Origin of the sequence: Grimontia sp. SpTr1 (assembly GCF_947387585.1) — a bacterium.
In the GTDB taxonomy this organism is placed as follows: Bacteria; Pseudomonadota; Gammaproteobacteria; order Enterobacterales; family Vibrionaceae; genus Enterovibrio; species Enterovibrio indicus.
This window is the reverse complement of record NZ_CANDOD010000016.1, coordinates 126,489-150,166: the sequence shown is the minus strand read 5'-3', so window position 1 is coordinate 150,166 and position 23,678 is coordinate 126,489. Positions and strand designations below refer to the sequence as shown.

General features: G+C 49.9%; 21 protein-coding genes, 1 tRNA gene and 1 other RNA gene. 14 read left to right on the top strand and 9 right to left on the bottom strand.

Annotation, left to right across the window (positions count from 1 at the left end):
• Window positions 1-135: 135 nt before the first annotated feature.
• A tRNA-Tyr gene (locus tag QL223_RS20060) sits at window positions 136-220 on the bottom strand.
• A 294-nt stretch (window positions 221-514) separates the two neighbouring features.
• Here QL223_RS20060 and QL223_RS20055 point away from each other — a divergent pair.
• From QL223_RS20055 to QL223_RS20045, 3 genes are all read left to right on the top strand, one after another.
• Window positions 515-1,582: an efflux RND transporter periplasmic adaptor subunit gene (locus QL223_RS20055; protein WP_046304304.1), complete on the top strand. Its 1,068-nt coding sequence runs from the start codon at window positions 515-517 to the stop codon at window positions 1,580-1,582.
• The gene (locus QL223_RS20050; RefSeq protein WP_281545756.1) at window positions 1,583-4,711 is read left to right on the top strand and encodes a multidrug efflux RND transporter permease subunit; all 3,129 of its coding nucleotides are present in this window, start codon (window positions 1,583-1,585) and stop codon (window positions 4,709-4,711) included. It abuts the gene before it with no gap.
• 120 nt (window positions 4,712-4,831) lie between these two features.
• The gene (locus QL223_RS20045; protein WP_281545755.1) at window positions 4,832-5,149 is read left to right on the top strand and encodes a DUF1244 domain-containing protein; all 318 of its coding nucleotides are present in this window, start codon (window positions 4,832-4,834) and stop codon (window positions 5,147-5,149) included.
• Window positions 5,150-5,189: 40 nt separating this feature from the next.
• Here QL223_RS20045 and QL223_RS20040 read toward each other — a convergent pair whose 3' ends face one another.
• On the bottom strand, window positions 5,190-5,696 hold the full coding sequence (locus QL223_RS20040) for a peptide-methionine (S)-S-oxide reductase (RefSeq protein WP_281545754.1): 507 nt from the start codon (window positions 5,694-5,696) through the stop codon (window positions 5,190-5,192).
• Between the two features lie 187 nt (window positions 5,697-5,883).
• Between QL223_RS20040 and QL223_RS20035 the strand changes: the two genes are divergently transcribed.
• Together QL223_RS20035 and QL223_RS20030 are read left to right on the top strand one after the other, a co-directional pair.
• Entirely contained in the window at window positions 5,884-6,432 is a 549-nt protein-coding gene (locus QL223_RS20035) for a DUF2975 domain-containing protein (RefSeq protein ID WP_002540961.1), read from the top strand.
• A gap of 8 nt (window positions 6,433-6,440) precedes the next feature.
• Complete coding sequence (locus QL223_RS20030) at window positions 6,441-6,665, top strand: helix-turn-helix transcriptional regulator (RefSeq protein WP_281545753.1); 225 nt, start codon at window positions 6,441-6,443, stop codon at window positions 6,663-6,665.
• Window positions 6,666-6,739: 74 nt separating this feature from the next.
• On the opposite strand, the gene queC is transcribed toward QL223_RS20030, so the two are convergent.
• From queC to QL223_RS20010, 4 genes are all read right to left on the bottom strand, one after another.
• Window positions 6,740-7,426: a 7-cyano-7-deazaguanine synthase QueC gene (queC, locus tag QL223_RS20025; protein ID WP_281545752.1), complete on the bottom strand. Its 687-nt coding sequence runs from the start codon at window positions 7,424-7,426 to the stop codon at window positions 6,740-6,742.
• 95 nt (window positions 7,427-7,521) lie between these two features.
• Entirely contained in the window at window positions 7,522-7,965 is a 444-nt protein-coding gene (locus tag QL223_RS20020; protein WP_039850365.1) for a GNAT family N-acetyltransferase, read from the bottom strand.
• A gap of 187 nt (window positions 7,966-8,152) precedes the next feature.
• Window positions 8,153-11,638 carry a hypothetical protein gene (locus tag QL223_RS20015; RefSeq protein ID WP_281545751.1) on the bottom strand — a complete coding sequence of 1,162 codons (3,486 nt, stop codon included), beginning with the start codon at window positions 11,636-11,638 and terminating at the stop codon, window positions 8,153-8,155.
• Window positions 11,639-11,800: 162 nt separating this feature from the next.
• Window positions 11,801-12,871, bottom strand: a complete 1,071-nt coding sequence (locus QL223_RS20010; protein WP_205743904.1) for a PLP-dependent cysteine synthase family protein — start codon at window positions 12,869-12,871, stop codon at window positions 11,801-11,803.
• 194 nt (window positions 12,872-13,065) lie between these two features.
• On the opposite strand from QL223_RS20010, the gene QL223_RS20005 reads away from it, so the two are divergent.
• From QL223_RS20005 to QL223_RS19990, 4 genes are all read left to right on the top strand, one after another.
• The gene (locus tag QL223_RS20005) at window positions 13,066-13,530 is read left to right on the top strand and encodes an Lrp/AsnC family transcriptional regulator (protein WP_039850363.1); all 465 of its coding nucleotides are present in this window, start codon (window positions 13,066-13,068) and stop codon (window positions 13,528-13,530) included.
• Between the two features lie 87 nt (window positions 13,531-13,617).
• Entirely contained in the window at window positions 13,618-15,363 is a 1,746-nt protein-coding gene (locus tag QL223_RS20000; RefSeq protein WP_281545750.1) for a SmdA family multidrug ABC transporter permease/ATP-binding protein, read from the top strand.
• Window positions 15,360-17,147, top strand: coding sequence for an ABC transporter transmembrane domain-containing protein (locus QL223_RS19995; protein ID WP_046304295.1), 1,788 nt, complete (start codon window positions 15,360-15,362; stop codon window positions 17,145-17,147). Before QL223_RS20000 ends, QL223_RS19995 begins: the two co-directional genes overlap by 4 nt.
• Window positions 17,148-17,180: 33 nt before the next feature.
• Complete coding sequence (locus QL223_RS19990; RefSeq protein ID WP_281545749.1) at window positions 17,181-17,804, top strand: helix-turn-helix transcriptional regulator; 624 nt, start codon at window positions 17,181-17,183, stop codon at window positions 17,802-17,804.
• A 9-nt stretch (window positions 17,805-17,813) separates the two neighbouring features.
• On the opposite strand, the gene QL223_RS19985 is transcribed toward QL223_RS19990, so the two are convergent.
• Entirely contained in the window at window positions 17,814-18,197 is a 384-nt protein-coding gene (locus tag QL223_RS19985) for a VOC family protein (protein WP_046304293.1), read from the bottom strand.
• 289 nt (window positions 18,198-18,486) lie between these two features.
• On the opposite strand from QL223_RS19985, the gene QL223_RS19980 reads away from it, so the two are divergent.
• Window positions 18,487-19,410 carry a porin gene (locus QL223_RS19980; protein ID WP_281545748.1) on the top strand — a complete coding sequence of 308 codons (924 nt, stop codon included), beginning with the start codon at window positions 18,487-18,489 and terminating at the stop codon, window positions 19,408-19,410.
• 63 nt (window positions 19,411-19,473) lie between these two features.
• On the opposite strand, the gene tesB is transcribed toward QL223_RS19980, so the two are convergent.
• Complete coding sequence (gene tesB, locus QL223_RS19975; protein ID WP_002540944.1) at window positions 19,474-20,340, bottom strand: acyl-CoA thioesterase II; 867 nt, start codon at window positions 20,338-20,340, stop codon at window positions 19,474-19,476.
• Window positions 20,341-20,718: 378 nt separating this feature from the next.
• On the opposite strand from tesB, the gene QL223_RS19970 reads away from it, so the two are divergent.
• A complete protein-coding gene (locus tag QL223_RS19970) occupies window positions 20,719-21,138 on the top strand; it encodes a YbaY family lipoprotein (protein WP_281545747.1) in 420 nt (139 codons plus the stop codon).
• Between the two features lie 2 nt (window positions 21,139-21,140).
• Here the strand turns inward: QL223_RS19970 and QL223_RS19965 are convergent, their stop codons facing one another.
• Window positions 21,141-21,452, bottom strand: a complete 312-nt coding sequence (locus QL223_RS19965) for an MGMT family protein (protein WP_281545746.1) — start codon at window positions 21,450-21,452, stop codon at window positions 21,141-21,143.
• Between the two features lie 111 nt (window positions 21,453-21,563).
• On the opposite strand from QL223_RS19965, the gene QL223_RS19960 reads away from it, so the two are divergent.
• From QL223_RS19960 to QL223_RS19950, 3 genes are all read left to right on the top strand, one after another.
• Window positions 21,564-22,298 carry a hypothetical protein gene (locus tag QL223_RS19960; RefSeq protein WP_002540941.1) on the top strand — a complete coding sequence of 245 codons (735 nt, stop codon included), beginning with the start codon at window positions 21,564-21,566 and terminating at the stop codon, window positions 22,296-22,298.
• 136 nt (window positions 22,299-22,434) lie between these two features.
• Window positions 22,435-22,531, top strand: an RNA gene (ffs, locus tag QL223_RS19955) — signal recognition particle sRNA small type.
• Window positions 22,532-22,640: 109 nt separating this feature from the next.
• Window positions 22,641-23,492 (top strand): AbaSI family restriction endonuclease, encoded by an 852-nt coding sequence (locus QL223_RS19950; protein WP_281545745.1) that lies wholly within the window; start codon window positions 22,641-22,643, stop codon window positions 23,490-23,492.
• Window positions 23,493-23,678 lie beyond the last annotated feature (186 nt).

Here is a 23,678-nt window from a genome sequence, read left to right as displayed (position 1 = left end):
ATTCGAACCTTCGAAGGCGGAGCCGTCAGATTTACAGTCTGATCCCTTTGGCCACTCGGGAATCCCACCACGAGTTACTCTAGTTGTAAGCTGCACCGCGGAAATCAAACGAACATCGCGATGAAGCGCAGTAAGTGGTGGTGGGAGAAGGATTCGAACCTTCGAAGGCGGAGCCGTCAGATTTACAGTCTGATCCCTTTGGCCACTCGGGAATCCCACCACGCTGTGCGGGGCGCATATTATCAAACGAAGCATGTCTGTAAAGCACTTTTCTCGAAAATGCTGTGCGTTTGCTGGTTTTTTCGGCGTTGAAACAATTGATTGACAGGAAACCGGGAATTTTGCCGAGTTTTAGGAATCCAACAGGGGTTTTATGGGGTACTCAGATGGAATCTAGAGCGCCTCTTTCCGCCGACTGCTGGCAGGTAAATCTTTTGTTGGATTTACATTTCTTTACCGCACGCAGGATAGGCATAGAGTAGACTATCGCGAGATGTCATTTACGGTTAATAAAATGAAAAATAAAGTCCTTTTCGCCGCCGTTGTTGTACTTGGCGCTGCTGGCTTTTTTGCCTTGCAGGGTGAAAGTGAAGCCGCGGACAAACCTTCAGCGCGTCCTGCGAGACCCGCTATTGCTGTTGCTACTGCCCAAGTTGAATCGCGCCCGGTTGCGCGAAGCCTTTCTTTGATTGGTAACCTCAAGTCCGAAAACTCTGTCGTGATTGCCCCCGAAGTGGCAGGCAAGATTGAAGCGGTTTATGTGAAAGCCGGTCAACAAGTGAAAGAGGGCGATCCTCTGTTGACGTTGGATTCTGCCAAATCTGAAGCCGCTGTTGCAGAAGCGCAGGCATTCCATAAAGACGAACTGCGTAAACTCAATGAGTTCTCCAAACTTCATAAGCGTGGTGCGCTGACCAAAACAGAACTTGATGCCCAACAAGCCAGCGTCGATGTTGCCAAAGCCCGTTTGGATGCAGCGAAATCCGATCTGGATGACCGTTTCATCAAAGCGCCGTTCAATGGCACCGTCGGCCTAGTGGATATCACCCGCGGTCAGCTAGTGTCAGTGGGCGAATCACTGCTGCACCTCGACGACCTTTCCCAAATGCAATTGGACGTGAATGTGCCAGAGCAATACCTGTCTGAGCTCAGCAAAGACATTGATGTAGTGGCCAATTCCAAAGCATGGCGAGGCAAAAACTTCGAAGGCAAGCTCACAGCCGTCGACTCCCGCGTGAACAATGACTCCTTGAATCTGCGTGCGCGTATCGACATCAACAATGACGATCGTCTGCTGCGTCCGGGCATGATGATGGAAGCGACCATGGGCTTTGCGCCAACGGTCAGCGCGGTTATTCCGGTGCAGGCTATTGAGTACTCAGGGACCAAGCGCTTTGTGTATCTGGTGGATGACAAAGGCATCGCGAACCGCACCGAAGTGAAACTTGGCGCGCGTATCGACAATCTGGTGACCGTCGAAAGTGGTCTCGAGATTGGCGATCGCATCGTCGTGCAGGGTCTGGTGAGCATGCGTGACGGCACCAAAGTGAACGATCTGACCGCGAAGGGTGAGGGCAAGTAAATGTGGCTCTCAGATGTCTCTGTTAAGCGACCCGTTGTCGCGATTGTTCTGAGCCTGCTGCTCCTCGTTTTCGGTATCGTATCCTTCAGCAAGCTTGCGGTCCGTGAATACCCGGATATCGACAGCCCGGTTGTGTCTGTGATGACCCGCTATGCAGGCGCGTCCGCCAGCATCATGGAAAGTCAGATCACCCAGGTGTTGGAAGATGAGCTTTCCGGTATCAGCGGTATTGAGGAAATTACCTCTGTCAGCCGCAATGGTATGTCGCGTATTACCGTCGAGTTCAACATCGACTGGAACCTGACTGAAGGGGTCAGTGATGTACGTGATGCAGTCGCTCGTGCACAGCGACGACTGCCGGATGAAGCCGACGAGCCAATTGTGTCCAAGTCCAATGGCTCCGGTGAAGCCTCCATTTATATCAACCTTGCCTCGCCGGAAATGGACCGTACTCAGCTCACCGAATACGCGCAGCGTGTGCTGGAAGACAAATTCAGCCTGCTGACGGGCGTGAGTTCGGTGGAACTTTACGGCGCGCTGTACAAAGTGATGTATGTGCGACTCGATCCGGTACTGATGGCGGGACGTGGCGTAACGACTTCTGACATTACTTCCGCGCTTCGCCGCGAAAACCTCGAAAGCCCGGGTGGTGAAATCCGCAACGACATCACTAAGATGACGGTGCGTACCGAACGCATGTACCAGACACCGGAAGATTTCGATTATTTGGTGGTTCGCACGGCGAGCGACGGCAGCCCGATTTACCTCAAAGATGTGGCCGATGTATACATCGGCTCCCAAAACGAAAACGCGACCTACAAAAACAACGGCGTGAATAACCTCAGTTTGGGTATTGTGCCGCAGTCTGATGCCAATCCGTTGAACGTGGCAATCGCGGTTCGCGAACTGGTGGATGAATTTCAGCCCTTCCTGCCTGAAGGCGCGAAACTGTGGGTCGATTATGACTCCACCGTATTTATCGAACGTTCGATTGATGAGGTCTACAGCACCCTGTTTGTTACTGGCGCGCTGGTGATTCTGGTGCTGTATATCTTCATCGGACAGGTGCGGGCAACACTCATCCCCGCGGTAACGGTGCCGGTGTCGCTGATTTCTGCCTTTATTGCTGCGTACTTCTTTGGCTTCTCCATCAACCTGTTGACCCTGATGGCGCTGATTCTGGCGATCGGTCTGGTGGTGGATGACGCCATCGTGGTGGTCGAGAACATGTTCCACCACATTGAGAAAGGCGAAACCCCGCTGGTGGCAGCGTTTAAAGGTACGCGTGAGGTGGGCTTTGCGGTGGTGGCGACCACAGCCGTTCTGGTGATGGTATTCCTGCCTATTTCCTTTATGGAAGGCATGGTCGGCAAGCTGTTTACTGAGTTCTCCGTGCTGTTGGCGATGTCGGTGATTTTCTCCTCAATCGTCGCACTAACGTTAACCCCAGTGCTCGGCAGCAAAATTCTCAAGGCCAACGTGAAACGTGGCGCGTTCAACCGCATGGTCGATAATTTCTTTGAGAAGTTCGAGAACGGCTATCGCGCTGCGGTTACTGTGGCGGTGAAAGCACGTTTTGCAGCGCCACTCATCATTCTCGCCTGTATCGGCGGCAGTGCTTACCTGATGAAAAACCTGCCTGCGCAATTAGTGCCACAGGAAGACCGTGGCGTGTTGATGGCCTTTGTAAAAGGCGCAGAAGGCACGGCGTACAACCGTATGGTTGGCAACATGGAAGAAGTGGAACGTCGCTTGATGCCTTTGGTTGATCAAGGTGTTCTTACCTCTATCAGCATGCAAGCGCCAGCGTTCGGAGGCATGGCCGGCGACCAGACAGGCTTCGTGATTATGCAGCTCGAAGACTGGAACAACCGCGATCAAACTGCAGCGCAGGTGTTGGGCGAAGTGCGTAAAGCACTGGGCGGTATTCCAGATATCTTCGTCCGTGCCTTTATGCCGGGTTTCCGTGGTGGTTCAAGTGAGCCTGTTCAGTTCATTCTGGGTGGTCCTGACTATCAGGAACTGAATAAATGGGCGCAAGTGCTACTGGATGAAGCCAAAGCCAGTCCTATCCTTCAAGGTGCGGATCTGGATTACGCGGAAACCACCCCAGAGTTGGTGGTGAGCATTGACCGCAAGCGAGCGGCTGAGCTGGGTATCAGTGCAGATGAAGTATCCAACACCATGGAAATCATGCTGGGTGGCAAGAGTGAAACCACTTTTGTTGACCGTGGTGAAGAGTTTGACGTTTACCTGCGCGGTGATGAAGCGCGCTTCAACAGCAAAGATGACATCAGCCAAATCTACATGCGCACCCGCAATGGCGATCTGGTGAGTCTCGACACCCTTGCTGAAGTGGAAGAGGTCGCATCAGCGCAGACCTTACGCCATTTCAACAAGCAAAAGTCGATCACCCTGAAAGCCAACCTTGGCGACGGTTACACCTTGGGTAATGCGCTAGATTTCCTTGATGCTAAAGCGATTGAGCTGCTGCCTGCAGATATCACCATCAGCTATGCGGGTGAATCGGCAGAGTTCAAAGATAACCAAAGCAGCATTCTGATCGTCTTTGGTTTGGCTTTGCTGGTGGCTTATCTGGTTCTGGCCGCGCAGTTTGAAAGCTTTGTGAACCCGCTGGTGGTAATGCTGACAGTACCGATGGGGATTTTCGGTGGCTTTGTTGGTCTTTGGTTAACCAGTCAGGGACTCAACATCTACTCGCAAATCGGGATGATCATGTTGATTGGTATGGTGACCAAGAACGGTATTCTTATCGTTGAATTTGCCAACCAGCTCCGTGACCGTGGCGAACCGTTCGAGAAGGCGATCATTGATGCAGCGGTGCGTCGTCTGCGCCCAATCATGATGACGGCCTTTACCACCATTATTGGTGCTATTCCGCTGATTATCTCAACGGGCGCTGGCTACGAAAGCCGTGTGGCGGTTGGTACGGTGATTTTCGCCGGCATGACCTTCGCGACGACGGTAACCCTGTTCGTCATCCCAGCGATGTACCGACTGTTGTCTGTGAAGACGCACTCTCCGGGTTACGTAGAAGCGCAGCTCAATGCCGAGCTTGAGAAATTCAAGCCGCATCGTCCAGGTCATGGTGACTTTGAGCCGCATTGATGAAAACACAGGAAGAGCAGATCCTAGAATCCTAGGTCTGCTCTTTTGTTTTCCAGCGTCCGTTGGTATGTTTTACAACCATAGCCACCGAATAAATAACGAAGATAAAGGAAGCCAGTCATGTCGGATAAACTGACCCAAGAACAACAAGATCAGCTGGATGCAGCAACGTTTCGTCGTTTCCTGTCTCATCTGGATAATCACAAAGAAGTGCAGAACATCGATTTGATGATTCTGGCGGACTTCTGCCGTAACTGCTTGGGTAAATGGTACAAAGCCGAAGCCGATAATGCAGGCATTGAAGTGAGTGACGATGAAGCTCGAGAGCGCGTTTACGGCATGCCTTACAGTGAGTGGAAAGTGAACCACCAACTCCCGGCGACTGATGAGCAAATGGCGGCATTCAACGCACGTCAGAAAGCCAAAGAAGGCAAATAAGCCTCACATTGAGATAAAAAGCGCCGCAAGGGCGCTTTTTTTAAGCGGTCTCGCCGGAAAGGTAGTCGAACGCGTTTTGGCTTAGCAGCTGTGGATACAACTCCTTCAACACTTCCATTTTCGGTGCAATCACGCGACGACAAAAGGGCTTCGCGGGATTCCGCCAGAAGTAGTTTTGCTGGCGGGCTGGTGTCGGATAAAACGCCACCATAGGCGAAACCTTAGTCACCACCGGTTTTGCGTAATCTGACGCAGCATTTTCTAACGCCTCAGTGCACTGCGCTGTATGTCCCGTATTCGTTGGGTAAATGGCGCTTGGATAGCTTTCCCTGAATGAATGATTTGACGTGCAAGCGTGCGAGTCCAAATGCACACGAATCACATCCTCTAGCGAAATTTCTTCCTCATTGATACGGAATAACACCGCCTCAACATGCTTTCGATCTTCCGTGACTAAAAATCCCTGTTCGACATTCGACACGCCTTTTAACGCGTTGAAGATGGCTTCCATGCACCAGTAACAAGTACCACTGACAGCAAGATACATATCGCCTCCAATAGAACAAGATAGGTATAGAGTAGAACCGGAGATGAGGCGTTATTCTTTCATATGGTCTAATTTCCATCGTCACGTCATGGGATTTTTCAATAATAAATTATCGTTTAACGATAATTTATTATTGATCTGTTTTGTTCTGATGGTATCTTAAGCCCATACCCGAGGAGAGAGTGCTATGCAGAAAATACAAACTTACAGTCGAAACATCAGAAGAGCGATCCAACTACTGATGTGCCTTTTGCCCTTAGGCGCTATCTACTACTGGATGACGGCTCAAACGGACATGGATTTTATTTCGCGGTTTGGGATTGTTGGTGATACGCGTGATATCAGTGCCTATACATCAGCACCGTTGACCTTAGAAACCCGTATTTTTGCTGTTCTTGCGAGTGCCTTGCCTATCGGTGTGTTGCTCTACGGTATGGCTCTGCTGGTAAAACTGTTTCGCCGCTATGAATCTGCTGAGATCTTCTCGGTAGATACCGCAAATTGCTACCGCCTGCTGGGGTTCACCTTTTTCTATTGGGTTCTGGCAAATCTGGTTTTTGGTGGGTTGATATCCGTTATCCTCAGCTTCAATAATCCGCCAGGCGAGCGTGTGCTTTCTCTCTCTTTGGGAAGTGTAGATATTGTTACTGTGCTCTGTGGCTTTATGATACTGACAGTTGGCTGGGTTATGCGTGAGGCACAAATCATCGCCGAAGAACACCAGCACACGATTTAGGGAAAGTTATGGGAATTACAATCGACCTGGACGTTATGATGGCCAGGCGCAAAATGAGGCTCAAAGAACTATCAAAATTGGTGGGTGTGACGGAGCAGAATCTTTCAATACTGAAAAACGGAAAAGCAAAGGCAGTACGGTTTAGTACGCTGGAGAAGATCTGTGAGGTTTTGGAATGTCAGCCAGGGGATATATTGATCTACGCTGCTGACAAAGCTGTGGAATCTGAATAGACGCGGAATTTGAACAGAAAAGAGGGCTCAAGTGAGCCCTCTTTGCTTTAGATAGATATCCCGATTAAGGGCAATCAGACACTTTTGCTGTCCAGCGATGCCATCACGTTCTCTTTGTCTTCCAGGTAGCTGTCCAGACCTTTCTGGCGAAGGTCACAGGCAGGGCAATCGCCACAGCCTTTGCCAATCACGCCGTTGTAGCAGGTAAGCGTTTGGTCTCGCACAAATTCCAGTTTGCCGTATTTGTCTGCCAGCGCCCAGGTTTCTGCTTTGTTCAGCCACATCAGCGGCGTGCGGATTTCAAGCTCGCGATCCATCCCCAGAACCAATGACTTATTCATTGCCTGTACAAAGTCATTGCGGCAATCAGGGTAGCCAGAAAAGTCTGTTTCACACACACCGGTGATCACCGTTTGTGCGCCCAACTGGTAAGCGTAAATGCCTGCCAGTGTCAGGAACAGAATGTTACGACCCGGGACAAAAGAGTTTGGCAGGCCATTTTCCTGAAGCTCATGGGAAACCGGAATGTTGTCACGGGTCAACGAACTGATCGCCAGTTCGTTCAGCAGGCCAACGTCCATCACTTTGTGCGAAGTCGCACCCAGCGCGTTCGCAACATCACGCGCGACGTCGATTTCCTGCTTGTGGCGTTGGTTGTAGTCGAAGGTAATACAATGCACTTCGTCAAACTCAGACAACGCTTGGATCAGGCAGGTGGTTGAATCCTGTCCGCCACTAAAGACGACAACAGCTTTTTTCATGGCTACATCCTTTACCGGAAAGATGGTTTATAGGAGCAGGAGTTTAGCCTAACTGTTTGTCGAGCTCTATGGCCGCGTGATAATTCCCTATGTGTTCAGACGCTGAGGAAGTAGTGAAAGTAGGTCTCATCCTTAACGTAACCCAACGACTCATAAAGCCTTTGTGCGCCAGTGTTATCCGGTGCAGTTTCCAGCGCCAACCCATTTGCCCCTGTTTCAATCGCCAGTGCTTTAGCGGCGCCTAACAGGGCTTGTCCTATGCCTTTACCGCGTTGGGAGTCCAGTACAAACAGGTCATTCAGAATCCAGCTTTTAGTCGCGGAGACCGATGAGAAAGTGGGGTATAGCTGAGTGAATCCGACAGCATGTCCGGCTTCATCTCTGGCAACAAAAATGGTTGAATCCCGGTTTTCAAGGCGGGAATGAATGAAGCTGCACGCGAGGTCGATATCGCTTTCTTTGCCATAGAACATACGGTAGAGGTTAAAAAGATAGGCGACGGCATTAACGTCTTCGAGTGTTGCTTTGGAGATGGTCATAACAAAAGTGTTTGTGGTGGAATCAGCGTGCCAGAATGGCATGTGGAATCGATGAGGGTCAGTGCATTTACATCTTTGTTGAATGGCTTTCGAGAGAGATCCCGCCCAGTTGAAAAATGAAAGCGCACCGAGGTGCGCTCAAATCTGAAGATATGGCCCAAAAACCACATTCAAATAGCTTTCACCGTCACACAAACATCTCGCCATTCACATAGCCATTTTCAGCATCTGTCCAGATGGTGATGGTTGAACCGTTGAATGTCTGCTCGAAGACATACGCTGATAGTTCAGCTACTTGAGAGTCAGAGAGGCCAGCAATCCGGGCCATTTCCGGCGAGATCGTTGTATCTGTGGAGCCTTCTTCTGCATAAGACCAGCCAGCGCCGACAAGATTGAAGGTGTCGTCATCTTCGCCAAGATAGGCAATAAACGCATCCCAATCTTCCGTGGTTTCAGTATCTGAATGGGCTTGAATGGCGTAAGCATTGATCGTGATATTCTGCTCACCCCAGTCAGCGGTCAGTGCTTCAACACCAGTAATTACGTTGCCTTTGGCGGTAGAGCCTTCTTGTTTGTAGGCTTCGCCTGTGAAGTCTATCTCGCCGGATTCATACACTTCGAGGACATCGAAGCCGTTGTTTGCACGATACACAAAGTCGTTTACCCAGCCGTTTGTGGTGAATTTAGCGTTTCCAACGAAATCACTGGAATCAAAAATCATGGTATCAGTCAGATTACTCCCTGCGTATGTATCGACACCGACTCCACCATCCAGATAGTTGTAGTTTCCATATCCTGCATCCAGATGGTCATTGCCGAATCCTCCATACAGCCAGTCACTGTCGAGAAAACCGAAAAGTATGTCGTCACCATCACCACCGTCGAGGGTATCGTCTCCAGTGCCTCCAAGAAGACGATCGTTCCCGTTTCCACCAAACAGTTCGTCATCGCCGGAGCCTGCAATTAACTGGTCATCCCCGTCTCCACCTTTCAGGTTGTCGTTGCCCGCGAATCCATAGAGCTTGTCATTTCCGGCTTGACCATCAAGGTCATTGGCATCATTGGTCGCAAAGACCACATTATTGCCCGAACCGGCCTTCAGGTGTTCAAATCCGTTGGTCTCCATGGAGAAGCTCTGGTCGTCGTTGCCAATGTACAACAAGGTATCTTCGCCTTTGCCACCCAGATATTGGGTATCGTCAGCGTCAGCGACAATCAAGTCGTTGCCATCACCGCCATCAATGCTATCAGCACCTTTTCCGCCAATCAGCAGATCATTCCCCCCATTTCCAGCAAGCACATCATCTCCGTCTGACCCATCAATCACATCACGTCCCTCACTGCCTGATATATCGTCTGCCAGTAAGGAAGGGGCATAGTCATTGAAGGAGCGCACCACGTCTTCGGCGTCGAGGAGTTGTCCACCAAGCAAAATTTCTTCAATGCCAGTGACTCGTCCACCAAAGTAATCCTTGATGGTGACACTGCCACCGAAGCTAGAGCCTGCCAGACCTTTGATGATCAGGTCGTTACTGGTCGTTGAATCTAGGCTGGAACGTTGGTCTTGTTGCTCTGAAGACCCGCCACGTGAGATGGAAACATCGGCGGCAGATAGGTTAGACATATCCAGACGATCGACGTCGTTTTCGCTACCGACGTCAGTTATTTCGTCATCACCTGTGTCTTTGCCCATTCCCGAGTAGGTATCAGAGCCGCCTTTACCTTCCATTTTGATCCCGCTACTGGCAGAAGGTGCGGAGGAGAGGGATTCATCAGCATCGGTACCCTCTAGGCGTTCTGTAAGCTCTGTACCGACTAAAGCGTTATCATGAAGCCTTACGCCACTGTCTCCATTTTTAAAGTCTTTTATGGCGAAAATGGCCCCAAAGACCTCCTGTTCAACAAAAACCAGATCATTACCAAGTTTTACCGCTGCCAGCGGCAGACCGCCGAATATATAGCTATTGACTGCCTGATAAAAATAAATGCCAGTGTCTAATTCTACTTTGGTAAGGCTGATACCGCTTAACTCAATGCTGCCACTAAGCCCTGATAACCAGCCATCACCGCCATCAAAAGAAAACTTCACTTGGCCGGATTGGTCAGAATCATTGATGTAATCGATAGAGTTCAGGACATTGGAGTTTTTGTAGTATTGCTCTGAAAGTGGGTTATAGCGGATAGCTGTAGTATTGGCGCTGTCGAAATTATGCTCGACTGAAATGTAATAGGTATCATACCCATCGCCGCCTTGAAGGTAATCGTTTACTCCATCATTGGCGTCTTTTCTGCTACCTTCACGACCGCCAATTAACGTGTCTCTTCCGTCGCCTCCGTCAAGGACATCGACACCTTCATTTCCGACGAGATTATCCTGACCTTCAAGGCCTATTAGTTGATTATCAAGTTCGTTTCCGATGATGAAGTCTTTTTTGTCTGTCCCAATGGCGTGCTCAAACTCGTGAATTATGAAAACATCTTCAGAGGAATTTCTGAGCGAGACCGTTTCTTGTTCTAGGTTAATAAAAGTTTGGGCAAAGGATTTGCCAGTGATATCAAAAAACGCGATGGTATCTTCTCCGCGGCCACCCCAAATTTCATGCTCAGTAAGCGTAGAACTTGCGCCTTTGTAAGGTCTGACTTGCACCAAATCGTCACCGCCTCCCATGAAAGCAATCACAGGTTCACCTCGATAACCTGCAGAAGTGTTGAGTAAATCATTGGCGGAACTAAAACTCATTTTTATCGAAAAGCTACCATTGCTTGTCGCAGGCATACCGTCAAAGGCAATGATATCGGCACCAGTTAGTTCATCCTGTTCTGAACCTCGGTTAACTATAATTTTACCGTTTTTCTGCATGTCGACTAAAAACTGCTTTCCGTTTCCATGCGTGTATACCACGCTATTCAATTCGTCTCCCTGAGTTGACATGTTGATTAGATTATTGCCGCCCTGAATGTTAATGGTATCGTTGCCCCATCCAGTGGTAATGGTGTTGTCGCCAGAGATGATGTAAAAGGTATCGTCATGGTAATCAGTGTCTACAGTGTTGGTACCATCTGCGATATTGATGATGTTTTCACCTATGCCTGCGTCAACCTGGTTCATGCCATCCAGGAGAGTAATATGATCATTGCCAGTACCTGTGTTAATCACGTCGTCATGGTATGAGCTAACAATAATGTCATCACTGGTGCTTCCTGACACAATGACCCCTTTGGTCGACGAGGAAAAATCAGCTTCAAGTGGTTCAAATCGTTGGATGCCAAGATCTTCCACTATTCGAAGCACCTCCACCAATAATTTATCTTTAAAATAATCAAGAGCCAAAGAAGCCCCAACGGCAACACCTGCCGCGCCAGCGAAAGCTATCGCGCTAGAGCCGAATGCAAATAGGACAAGGGTACCTGCTGCGAGGGCAAGGCCATCAGTAGGGATCAGTTTGGAAAGTTCACCTGCGATCTCTTCTTTTACTCGATCAACCTCCTCTTCATTAGTTATGTTGCCTTCTTCATCAATATGATCAAAAAGCTCTTCAACACCGTCTTTGATTTTGTCCATTTTTTTGGCTAGGTCTGGATGGCCAGCTTTCTCTAATCTGTCCTTTGCGTCATAGAAAAGGTCGACAAAATCTTGGGCGGTGCGAATGATAGTTTTAGTTGTAGTAGACATGCTTTTAGTCCCTTTGAATAGATACACAAGTTATCTAATCCAAGGAGCGGAGAGATTTTTGTCACTAAAATAAGAAGCGGGATTTACTGCCAAATATTTGGTTGTAAACAATAAAAAAGCGCACCTAAGTGCGCCTTGATAAGCTGAAGAAAGCGATTTCTGTCACCCGAACTTCTTCAGGTATTCCAGCGTTGGCGCAATATCACCAATGTTTGCGTTCACCCACTCTTCATTGAAATAGGTATCCAGATAACGTTCGCCACTGTCGCAAAGCAAGGTGACGATAGACCCTTTTTCACCGCGTGATTGCATCTCTTCCGCCAGCATCAATGCGCCATAAAGGTTGGTGCCAGTTGATGCCCCCGCTTTGCGGCCAAGAATGTTCTCCAGCCAATGCACCGTGCCAACACTGTCGACATCTTTGATGGTTTCCATACGGTCAATCACGCCAGGGATAAAGCTTGGCTCAACGCGAGGGCGGCCGATGCCTTCGATTTTGCCGCCGCGATCCAGAGTCAGTGACTGGTCACCGGTTTTATAAAAATCATGGAAAACCGAGTTTTCTGGGTCAACAGCCATCAATTGCGTGTGTTGGCAACGGTAGCGGATGAAACGGCCGATGGTGGCTGAAGTACCGCCGGTGCCCGGGCTCATGACAATCCAGTTTGGCACAGGGTAACGCTCGTACTTCATCTGACTGAAAATGCTGTTGGCGATGTTGTTGTTACTGCGCCAGTCGGTGGCGCGCTCGGCGTAGGTGAATTGGTCCATATAATGGCCATTCAGTTCCTGCGCAAGGCGGCGTGATTCTGCGTAAATTTCGTCAGAGCGATCCACAAAGTGGGCTTCGCCGCCATAGAACTGTATTTGTTCGATTTTCTTTTTCGCCGTGGTACGCGGCACAACAGCGATAAAACGAAGGCCAAGTAAGCGAGCGAAGTAAGCCTCAGAAATTGCCGTACTGCCGGAAGATGACTCGATGATAGTGGTGTCTTCTTTGATCCAGCCGTTACACAAAGCGTAAAGGAAAAGGGAACGTGCAAGACGGTGTTTCAAGCTACCCGTTGGATGGGTGCTTTCATCTTTCAGGTAGATATCGATCTCTGGGAAGTACGGCAGATCCAGTTTGATAAGGTGGGTATCCGCTGAGCGTTGGAAGTCCGCTTCGATTTTACGAATTGCGTCGCAAACCCAGTGTGAGGAATTAGCAGGAACGTTTACTTCAGTCATCATTGGCTTACTTCATAATAATCAAGGTTATACCAACAATATAATCCTAGATGCGAAGTAAAGTTTTGCCATTTTTCGTCTAAATGTCGCTCGTTATGGAAATTCATTCTATTATTGGCGTCGAAAAAGAAAATATTTCTCTCCGTTGTCTTGGGAGGGGATTTTTTGCCTCTTATCGCGGAAATGGTAAAGCAGTCATGACAATTTCACTGGATAATGTAGATCGCCAATTGTTAGATTGGTTACAACGCGACGCGTCATTGTCGCTGTCAGATCTGGCCGAACGGGTAAACCTCACTACCACGCCTTGTTGGAAACGTCTCAAACGTCTCGAAGAAAGTGGCATCTTGCAAAAGCGTGTCGCCCTTTTAGACCCCGAAGCGTTAGGGCTCTCGTTCACGGCTTTTGTCCAAATTAAAACCTCAAACCACTCTGAAACCTGGTACCGCAAGTTTGTGGATGTCGTTACCCCCTTTGCTGAAGTGATGGAATGCTATCGCATGGCGGGTGAATACGACTACATGTTAAAGGTGCAGGTGGCAGACATGGCGGCGTTTGACCGCTTCTATAAAAAGTTGGTGAACAGTATTGATGGCCTGACCAATGTCACGTCGACATTCGCGATGGAGCCTTTGAAATACACCACCGCGTTACCGCTCTAAAAAGACTCAGCATACAAAAGCTTGAGCAATAAAAGTCAGGCAAGTCAGAGACCTGAAAAGTAAGTTGGCTCGCGCAGGGGAGGATGAATGCGCATATTTTTGGAACTCGGGTGGTTTTTCCGAATGGCGTGGAAACGCTATGTCGGCGCCATTGTGCTCTTATTTTTCGTCGCCGGTTTTGAACTGATCCCGCCGAAAGCCATTGGTTGGCTGGTGGACGGTGTCATGGCGGGCGATATCAGCAAAAACCAAATGTTTATCGCGCTTGGGGCGATCGTTGCGCTCTGGGTCGTGGTGTATTTCATGCGCGTTGTCTGGCGCGTGTGGCTGTTTGGCGCTGCGGCGCAACTCGGCACCGTACTTCGTGACAAGCTCTACCAGCACTTTACCCGCCATGCCCCTCGCTTCTTTGAGCGCTACCGCACGGGCGATTTGATGGCGCGATCCACCAATGATGTAAAGGCCGTGGTGATGACGGCGGGCGAAGGCGTGTTGACGCTGGCGGACTCGTTGATCATGGGAATTGCGGTGTTGATTGTCATGACCACCACCATCAGCTGGGAACTGACCCTGTTGGCGCTGGCACCCATGCCAGTGATGGCGATTATGGTGAACCGCTTCGGTAAACAGCTCCATCATAGGTTCAGCGCTTCACAGGCGGCATTTTCATCGCTGTCGGAAGAAACCCAATCTTCCCTAAACGGTATTCGGATGATCCGCGCGTTCGGGTTGGAGTCCCAGCAGGTTGACCGCTTTAATGCGGTGGCGGATGACACAGGCGAGAAGAACATGGCCGTGGCAAAAGTCGATGCCATGTTTGACCCAGTCATTTTCCTGACTATTGGCACCTCGTTTTTCTGCTCGATTGCGGGCGGTGGCTACATGGTGGCAAATGGCACTTTAACTTTGGGCGAGCTGACTGCCTTTACCCTATATCAAGGCTTGATGATCTGGCCGATGCTGGCAGTTGCCTGGTTGTTTAACATCATCGAGCGTGGCTCAGCAGCGTGGAAACGTATTAAAGAGTTGTTGGAAGAAAAGCCGGATTTGGTCGACGGCGACAAAGCCTTACCTACTGAGCGTGGAACCTTGTCTATCACGATTGATCAGTTCACTTGGCGCGGTCATGACATTCCAGCGCTTCGCGATGTGAATGTTGAATTAGCACCCGGAAGAATGCTGGGTGTGGCGGGGCCAGTGGGCAGTGGTAAAACCACCATTTTGTCTTTGATGCTGCGCTTGGAAGACCCTGTTCAGGGTCGCGTCAGCTATGGCGGCACAGACCTTCGTGATTTCAAGCTGGGCGAGTGGCGCGGCAAGCTGGCTGTTGTTACGCAAGCGCCGTTTTTGTTCTCCCGCAGCATTGCCGACAACATTGCTCTCGGTAAGCCGGATGCAACACGTGAAGAAATCCGTGAAGCGGCGAAGCTGGCTTGTATTGATGAAGACATCATGCAGTTCCCGGAAGGCTACGAAACGCTGGTGGGAGAAAAGGGTATTACGCTTTCCGGTGGTCAAAAACAGCGGATCTCCATTGCCCGTGCTTTGCTGCTGGATGCGGAAATTCTGGTACTGGACGATGCCCTGTCAGCGGTGGATGGCCGCACTGAGCACCACATCCTGAAAAACCTTCACGACCGCGCACAGCACCAGACCACCGTGGTGATTGCACACCGTTTGTCGGCGTTGGAATCGGCCGATGAAATCATCGTGTTGCAAAAAGGGCATATTGAAGAGCGTGGCACGCACAAAGCCTTGGTGAATGCCAACGGCTGGTATGCCGAAATGCAGCGTTATCAGCAACTCGAACAAGCACTGGAGGAGGCGCTATGAGTAAACGTGAAACCTTAAAACGCCTTCTGAGTTACCTGCTTAATGACAAAGCAGGCTTCGCGGTGGCGGCTATCTTCCTGCTGTTTGCCGTGGTAGCCGATGTCAGCGGCCCGTGGTTGATTCGAATTTTCCTCGATGACTATGTCGCTCAGGATTACTATCCACCAAATGTTCTATGGGGGCTGGCCTTGGCCTACATTGCGGTCACGGTACTCTCAGGTCTGTTGCACTACGCCTATGGGATCCGGTTTAGCCGTATCGCGATTGAAATCGTCCAAACCATTCGCAAACGTGTGTATGCCAGCATCATCAACCAGCCTTTGTCGGCGTTTGATTATGTGCCAGCAGGTAAATTGGTCTCGCGCGTCACCAACGATACCGAATCGCTGAAAGAGCTTTACGTGCAAGTGGTCGCGAGTTTCCTGCAAGCGACAGCGCTGATCATCGCCATGCTGACGGCCATGTACTTATTGAGCCCGACACTCACGGTTGTGGTGGCGATTCTTATCCCTTCTGTCGTTTTGGTGATGTATTACTACCAACGCCGCTCGTCTCCCGCTTACCGTGACTCGCGTGACTTGCTGACCGACATTAACAGTGTGATGAGTGAGTCGATTCAGGGGATGAGCCTGATTCAGTTGATGGGGCAGGAGCAGCGTTTTTCAGAGCGCTTTGCTGATTTAACTGAGCAACACTTCAACACCGAAGTTCGCATCGTGAAAATCAACGGCATTTACCTGCGCCCGCTGATTGATTTGATGTCTGGTGTGGCACTTATCTCGCTAGCTGCGCTGTTTGGCTGGCACGGCAATGAGCTGATTGGTGTGGGTGTGCTTTACGCCTTTATCAGTTACCTAGGTCGTGTCACTGAGCCACTGATAGAACTGATGCAGCGTTTGTCTTTGCTGCAGCAGGCTATTATGGCGGGTGAGCGTCTGTTCGAGCTGATGGATGCCAAACAACATGTCTATGGTGACGATGATCGCGCCATAGAATCCGGCACCATTGATATCGAAGGGCTGAACTTCAGCTATGACAGTAAAACTCAGGTACTGACCGATGTGAATGTCTCGGTCAAAGAGGGCGGGTTCTTAGCCCTGGTTGGTCATACCGGCAGCGGTAAGAGTACGCTCGCTTCCTTGTTGATGGGCTTCTATCCCGTGCAAAAGGGCACGTTGAAACTGGGTGGCAGAGAACTCTCGACCCTGACCCAAAACGCGCTCCGCTCAGGTATTGCCATGGTACAGCAAGACCCGCATGTCCTCTCTGATACCTTCCGCGCCAACGTGAGCCTTGGCCGTGATATTTCAGATGAAGCGATTTGGCAGGCGTTGGAACAGGTCGATATGGCGGACTATGTGAAGCACTTGCCGTCGGGTCTGGATACTGCGATTGGTACTGGTGATATTACGCTTTCTGCGGGTCAGAAGCAGCTTCTGGCGCTGGCGCGCGTGCTGGTGGATAAGCCGCGTATTCTGATACTGGATGAAGCGACCGCCAACATTGATTCGGGTACTGAAGAGCGTGTGCAGCAAGCGCTGGCAGCACTGCGAAATACCATGACGATTGTGGTGATTGCGCACCGTCTTTCTACCATAGCTGATGCGGACAACATTCTGGTGTTGCATCGTGGTCACGTGGAAGAGCAGGGTAACCATCAGCAGCTTTTGGCGAACAAAGGCCGCTACTGGCAGATGTACGAGCTGCAGCAAACCCGAGCACATCTGGAAGAGCTGGAGCAAATTGCTTGCGGTGAGACAGAAACACACGAAGGGATCGCCTAAGCTAAAGGCTGTTCAACACCAGGCAGGGAGAGCATGGAAAGCATCATCGATATCTGGACATCTAATCCGACAGAAAAAGGGACCGCCTATGTGGTGCCTGACGGCTGCCGTGATGTGATTGTGACGGAAATCGAGGGTGTACAGCAGGTGCATGTCTCCCCGCTGTTTGAAACCACTATCGCTGTTGATATAACGCCAAACGCAAAAATGACAGGCTATCGCTTAGCGCCGGGAACATGGGTGGATGAAAGCCAATTGATGGCCGCTATTGGAAAAGACACCCATGATCTTTTCGATAAGATTGCTGCCTTTTCACGTCGCTGTAGCAATGTCGATGAAGCGCTTTTCAGCCTAGGCGAGCGGTTGGGTTCTGTGGCTGATATTGCGCGCTCGCTTGGTGTCAGTGAGAGAACCTTGCAAAGGCACCTTCTCAAACGGAGCGGTAAGTCGCCTTTGTTCTGGGTTCAATTGGCAAGGGCAAGACAAAGTGCCCGTGCCATTGCCGAAGGTGCACCCTTGATTGATACTGCCTTTGAATTTGGCTATGCCGATCAGGCGCACTTCAGCCGCGAAATTAAACGCTGGTTTGGCGTGACACCACGTGAATTAAAACTCAGAAAAGATCTTACCGAACAGCTTTACGTCCCCGGTTATTGAAGGCCAAGGTTAGCCTGCCACAGCGGTACAAATCTCTACCAAAAACCCATTCAAATCGCGTACGTAAGCGGTGGTTTGTCCCCAGGGCATTTCTTCAACATTCTGCACCAATTCCGCCCCTGCTTTCAGCGCATTGGAAAGGTTTCCCGCCACATCATCGGTTTCAAAGGCGATTTCAAAGTTGGGTGAGTGCGGGTTTCCAGAACTTGGGTGCTTGCCGAGCGAAGTCATCAGCGCTAGTGATGAAAAAGAGAGTTTGGTGTCGCCGGTGTTCAGCTCGCCATAATCGCCGCTTTCATGCAGAAAGGCGCGTTCCAGCCCGAAAGCCTGTTCGTAGAACGCCAATGTTTGTTCAACGTTTTCCACGTACATAATCGTGTATCTAAACTTCATTATTCCCTCTCCTTGTTGATGTTTTGTCCATTCTGGCTCTTGGTGGAAAAGGAGTCTTGAAGATTTCCGACAGCCTAAAGCGAAAGATATGCCTCGTAACTTTCTGTGTGATGAATATCCCGAGATTACAAGGTGTTGAGAGGTCAGTCGACAGTCATCATTTGGTCATTCCGGTGGAACATAAACGTCACCCGACAGAAACCGAACTGTCATTTTTCAGCCCTACCTTAGCCCCCGCTTTTTCTTTATTGGGCAAGAAAGCCCCCCAAATACAATAAGGTAGTAAGAAATGAAAAACGCAGCGTTAACCTCTGCAATGCTTATCGCACTCGCTTCAACTTCCTCTTTCGCGGCGACGGTATACGACAGCGAAGGCACATCCCTGAAAGTGGGTGGCCGTGCTGAAGCGCGCTTCAACGTGTCTGACAACAACGAGAGCGACACCAACAGCTCTTTTGAAGATAAATCCCGTGCGCGCTTTAACCTGAAAGGCAAAACGGAAATCTCAGAAGGTCTCTACGGTTTCGGTAAATACGAAGCTGAGTTCAGCGGTGGCGATAGCCTGAAGAACCGCTACATCTTCGCTGGTTTCGGCACATCAGCGGGTGAGTTTTCTTACGGTAAGCAAGATTCTGCACAGGTTCAGCTGACTGACATTACCGATGTGATGGCGACCTTTGGTGGTGACGCGGCAGACTTGGTTTCAGGCAACAAAGACAAGCGTGAAAACAACTTCCTGTACGCTGGCGAGTTTGATGCGCTGTCTATTCAAGCCAACTACATTGCAGCCGACGAGAAAGATGCAGACAGCTACGGTATCTCTGCGTTGTATAGCTTTGGTGTTGTGAGCCTTGGTGCAGGTTACGTATCTCAGGATGCGGGCACTGACAGCGATGACCAAATCAACCTGGCGGCTGAATACTCGCAAAATGGCTTCACGCTGGGCGCACTTTACACTGCTGGTTCAAAAGGCAATCAGGACTACACCGGTTATGAAGTGGCAGCGCAATACAAAGCGACTAAGCAACTGGCGCTGGTGGCGGTATACAACTTTGGTGAGTACGACGACACCAATACCGAAGAAGCCAACAACTTTGCTGCAGAAGCGGTTTACAAATTCAACGGCAACTTCCGCGCTTACGCAGGCTACAAATTCGAAGGCCTTGATGGTAAAGATGACCAACTGCAAGCAGGCATGCGTTACGACTTCTAAGTTAATCGCGTGAAAACAGAAAAGGCCAGCTTCGCGCTGGCCTTTGTTCGTTTTAAGCCCCGATTAAGCTCTCGGATTCTTCCGCATCAAACCTTCCTGAATTGCAGAAGCAACCAGTTCGCCTTTCTGGTTGTAAATCTCGCCACGCACCAAACCGCGTGAACCGCTGGCTGATGGGCTATCAATCGCAAACAGCAGCCATTCATCCATACGGAATTCACGGTGGAACCACATCGCATGGTCAATGGTGGCGACTTTCAGTCCCGGTGTCATCAGGGTCACGCCATGGGGTTGCAGTGCGGTTACCAAGAAACCCCAGTCCGACGCGTAGGCCAGCAGATATTGATGAACGCGCGGGTCGTCGACCATCTTGCCATTGGTGCGGATCCACAGGTATTGCTTGGCTTCGAGTTTTTCAGGGGCAAGTGGGTTCACCACCACAGCGGGGCGAACTTCAATTGGGCGGTCGCCACCAAAGGTTTCAATCACCTTTTTCGGTAAGTGCTGAGCGATAGAGTCGACCAGTTGTTTTTCTGACATCAAGCCTTCCGGTCCCGGTACTTGCGGCATGGTGAACTGGTGCTCAAGCCCTGGTTCATTCTTATGATAAGAAGCGGTCAGGTAGAAAATCGGTTTTCCGTACTGCACGGCTTTCACGCGGCGGGTACTGAAGCTTTGACCATCGCGTAAATTTTCTACGTCATAAACGATAGGTTTTTCTGGGTCGCCGGGGCGGAGGAAATAGCTGTGGAAGGAATGCACAAAACGGTCGCTCTCGACAGTGCCTTTGGCGGCAGAAAGTGCCTGACCAATCACCTGACCGCCATAAACCTGAGGCAAGCCAAGGTTCTCGCTCTGTCCACGATAAAGCCCTTCTTCTATCTGCTCGAGCTTAAGCAAAGCCAGCAGTTCTTCCAATTTCGTACTCATAATTCCTCTTTAAGCCAGTCTGATGTCATATACCCAAACAACCTTAAGATGCTCGCATTCAGAGGTCATCAATGCGTTCAATGCCAGTCAATCTCGCTGAATCCGACATCCTCAGGCTGTTTTGGGTATATTTTTCGTTGTTTTGACAGAAAAATGACAGATCGCTCTCATCATGTCGTTTATTTCGAACTTATTCAGCATGTATGCTCTCTAACCTTGCGAGGTGGCATACATTACTCTGCCTTACTCGACAACCAGTGGATGTTGAAAGGTGTGATCTCAAATCCACATTTTCTCAATGGTTGAATATGCAACGGTGATAAACTTGTTGTTGGTTTTATCAGTATTTTAGACGCTTGCGTCACTTGGAGTTTTACCATGAAGAAGGCCTTTTTTGGATTTTTTGCTGCGTTGATGGCACTCGCATTCACCGCATGTACTGACATTATTAAGGACCAAGACATGGCAACAGTGACAGGTGAAGTTTACTACTTGCAGCGTATTGCCCTGCCGGATAACGCAAAACTGACGGTAACTCTGGCGGATGTGTCATTAGCTGATGCGCCAATGGACGTCATTAGCAGCCAGTCTTACATGACAGAAGGGCGTCAGGTTCCACTGCCATTCTCGCTGACTTACTCACCATCAGAGATTAAACCGGGCCACACCTACAACGTGAGTGCACGTATTGAAGTCGATGGTCAGTTAATGTTTATCAGCGACACCGTCACCCATGTGATTAATGACCCTGCCAAGACACAGAACGTGGAAATTCAGGTGGTCAGCGCCATTCGATAACGTTAGGCAGGCTCTCCATCCCATCTGAAACGGCGCAATGACACTGCGCCGTTTTCTTTAACTTCAACCCCATCATCCAGCAACTTCTCACGCTGTCTGACAAAGCTCTCTCCCTTGAGCGAAATCATCCCACTGGAATTGATCACCCTAAACCAAGGCAGCTTGGAATCCTTCGGCAGTGAGCCAAGAAGCTTGCCGACATGGCGTGCGTGACGGGGAAACCCTGCTAATTTTGCGACATCACCGTAAGTTGTTACTTTTCCTGAGGGTATTTGGATAAGTACTGCATAGATTTGGTCATCAAAATTGGGCATATTGAAACTGACGGAGAAATTATAATTAGAAACATCATACCTCACCTGACAACAAAAAGATTATCGCAGGAATGAGGTATCACTGTCGGCATGAAGCGCAGGAGGTGCTAAATGTGGTATGCGACGACATTAATGGTGACAGCAGCAGTCATGGTCATGGGCGCTGCACTTTCTTCTGCCTTTGCTGAAGGCGATATTCCCCTACTTGCTTTCGCGATCCCCGCTCTCTTTTTTGCAGGTTCCGGCGGTATCGCTGTATGGATTCTTGCACTTGGCTTGATTGGCTTTGGCGCCATGATGCCTTACCAACCGGTTGCCATTTCACTCAGCCTTTGGATGATCCTTCCCGCACTGGTGCTCATCACCGGAGAGCGTCGTAACTGGCAGGTCTCATTGCTGGTTATCTCAGTCGTTATCGCCATGGAATGCGGAGTGCTCGCGCTGCAAGGGGACGAGAAGCTTGGCGGTGCTATCAGCTACACCCTGATGCAGATCTTCTGCGTGATTATGGTTTGGGTCGCGACTTACTTCTGGAAGCCAGTGAAGAAAATCAGCTGGTGGCCTGTGGCGCTGATTGTCGCGCTATTGGCAGGCGGACAAACCCAAGGTGCTATGTTCGCCTTCTGCGGCAGTATGCTGGTGCTGGCGCTTCAGGAACTCCAACGCATCGGCGGTGAACAGCGCGGCGATAAACTCTGCGTGATTCTGCCAGCCATTGCCTTTGCCACTATTGTGGTCTTCCCGCAATTCTCAGTGCCAAACCCGGTGTTTGTCGCCTGGTTGTTGTCTCTGACCATTGCTTGGCTTGGCGATTACCTTCTCCACACAGAAAACGAAGAAGAGTAGGGCGGGTAAATTCTCACCACTTGGTTGCTGAAAGCCAGATAACCCCTTGCATTGGGCGTAGCCATCCCACATAATGCGCTCGAACCAACGGTTTCTTTCTCAAGAGATTTTTGGTGTATCAAATCTATGGAGGCCCCCTTGGTCCTCCCGCAACACTAACTTGTGTACTGGGTCAGGTCCGGAAGGAAGCAGCCCGCGCTTGGGACGTGTGTGCCGGGATGTGGCTGAGGGGGCTTCCACCCATCTAGCGTTCCGAAAATTTCCCCTTCACCTCCGAATATCTTGTTTCGCAAGCCGACATTCCTTGGGATCGTGTCAATTCACACGTAAACACTACCCAAAATGAAAACGCTCCACATTACCCGCCAGTTACAACGTTGTACCCACAAACGCTTCGAGCTTTACGCCATTTCCCGCATCATCCATAAAGTTGATGATCTGGATGTAAAATTCATCACCCAACAGTATGTTTCAAGACCAGATGGCTTTGCGTTGACCGATCTCTATCTGCCCCAATTGCAGCTTCATGTTGAGATTGATGAAGGATTCCATAAGCAGAAAATCGACGCCGACAAAATTCGCGAGTTGGACATTGTTACCGCGACTCAGCATGAGGTTTACCGCATTGATGCTTCCGTTTCGATTGAGCAAATCAACCAACAGGTTGATGAGTTAGTCGCGCTAATCAAAGCCAAAATCGAACTGCAAAAATCGGAAGGGTTATTCGCGCCTTGGAACCCCGAATCCGAGCACTCTATCGAACGTTTTAAAGCGCTGGGTTATGTCGATCTGAAAGATGATGTGGCATTCAGAACCAGTGTCGAAGTGTGCAACCTATTCGGACACAACTACGCTGGATTCCAGCGGTCGACGGCGTCCGTTCCAGGATATCCAAAGTACAAACTTTGGTTCCCGAAGCTGTACCCGAACGGAGAGTGGTACAACGAACTCAGTCAGGATGGCAAAGAAATCCACGAATACAACATTGAGTCGATGGAAAAGCGTGCGGCTGCGATAGAAAAAAGCCTTACTCAAGATATGACCATGGTTGTGTTTGCCCGTGTACGTAATGAAGTGGGACAAACCATGTACCGCTTCCGCGGCGTGTTTGTGCAGGACTTTGAGAAAACCTCTGTAGAGGCGGGGTCTTATTGGAAACGTGTGGCGGAGAGGATTGAATTAAAGGCGGAATAAACAGGTTCTGACGATGTTGGTGCGGGTGTTTTGTATCGAAATTGCCCCAAAGTGAGCTAGCCAACGCCTAATACTTATATCGCGGCACTATCATTTGGCTCAATTTAGCTAATGGTTAACTGGAACCGATGGCATCGGAGATCATCTCGTTGTCTACGCTATAAACTAATTTTATGAACCTTGGGG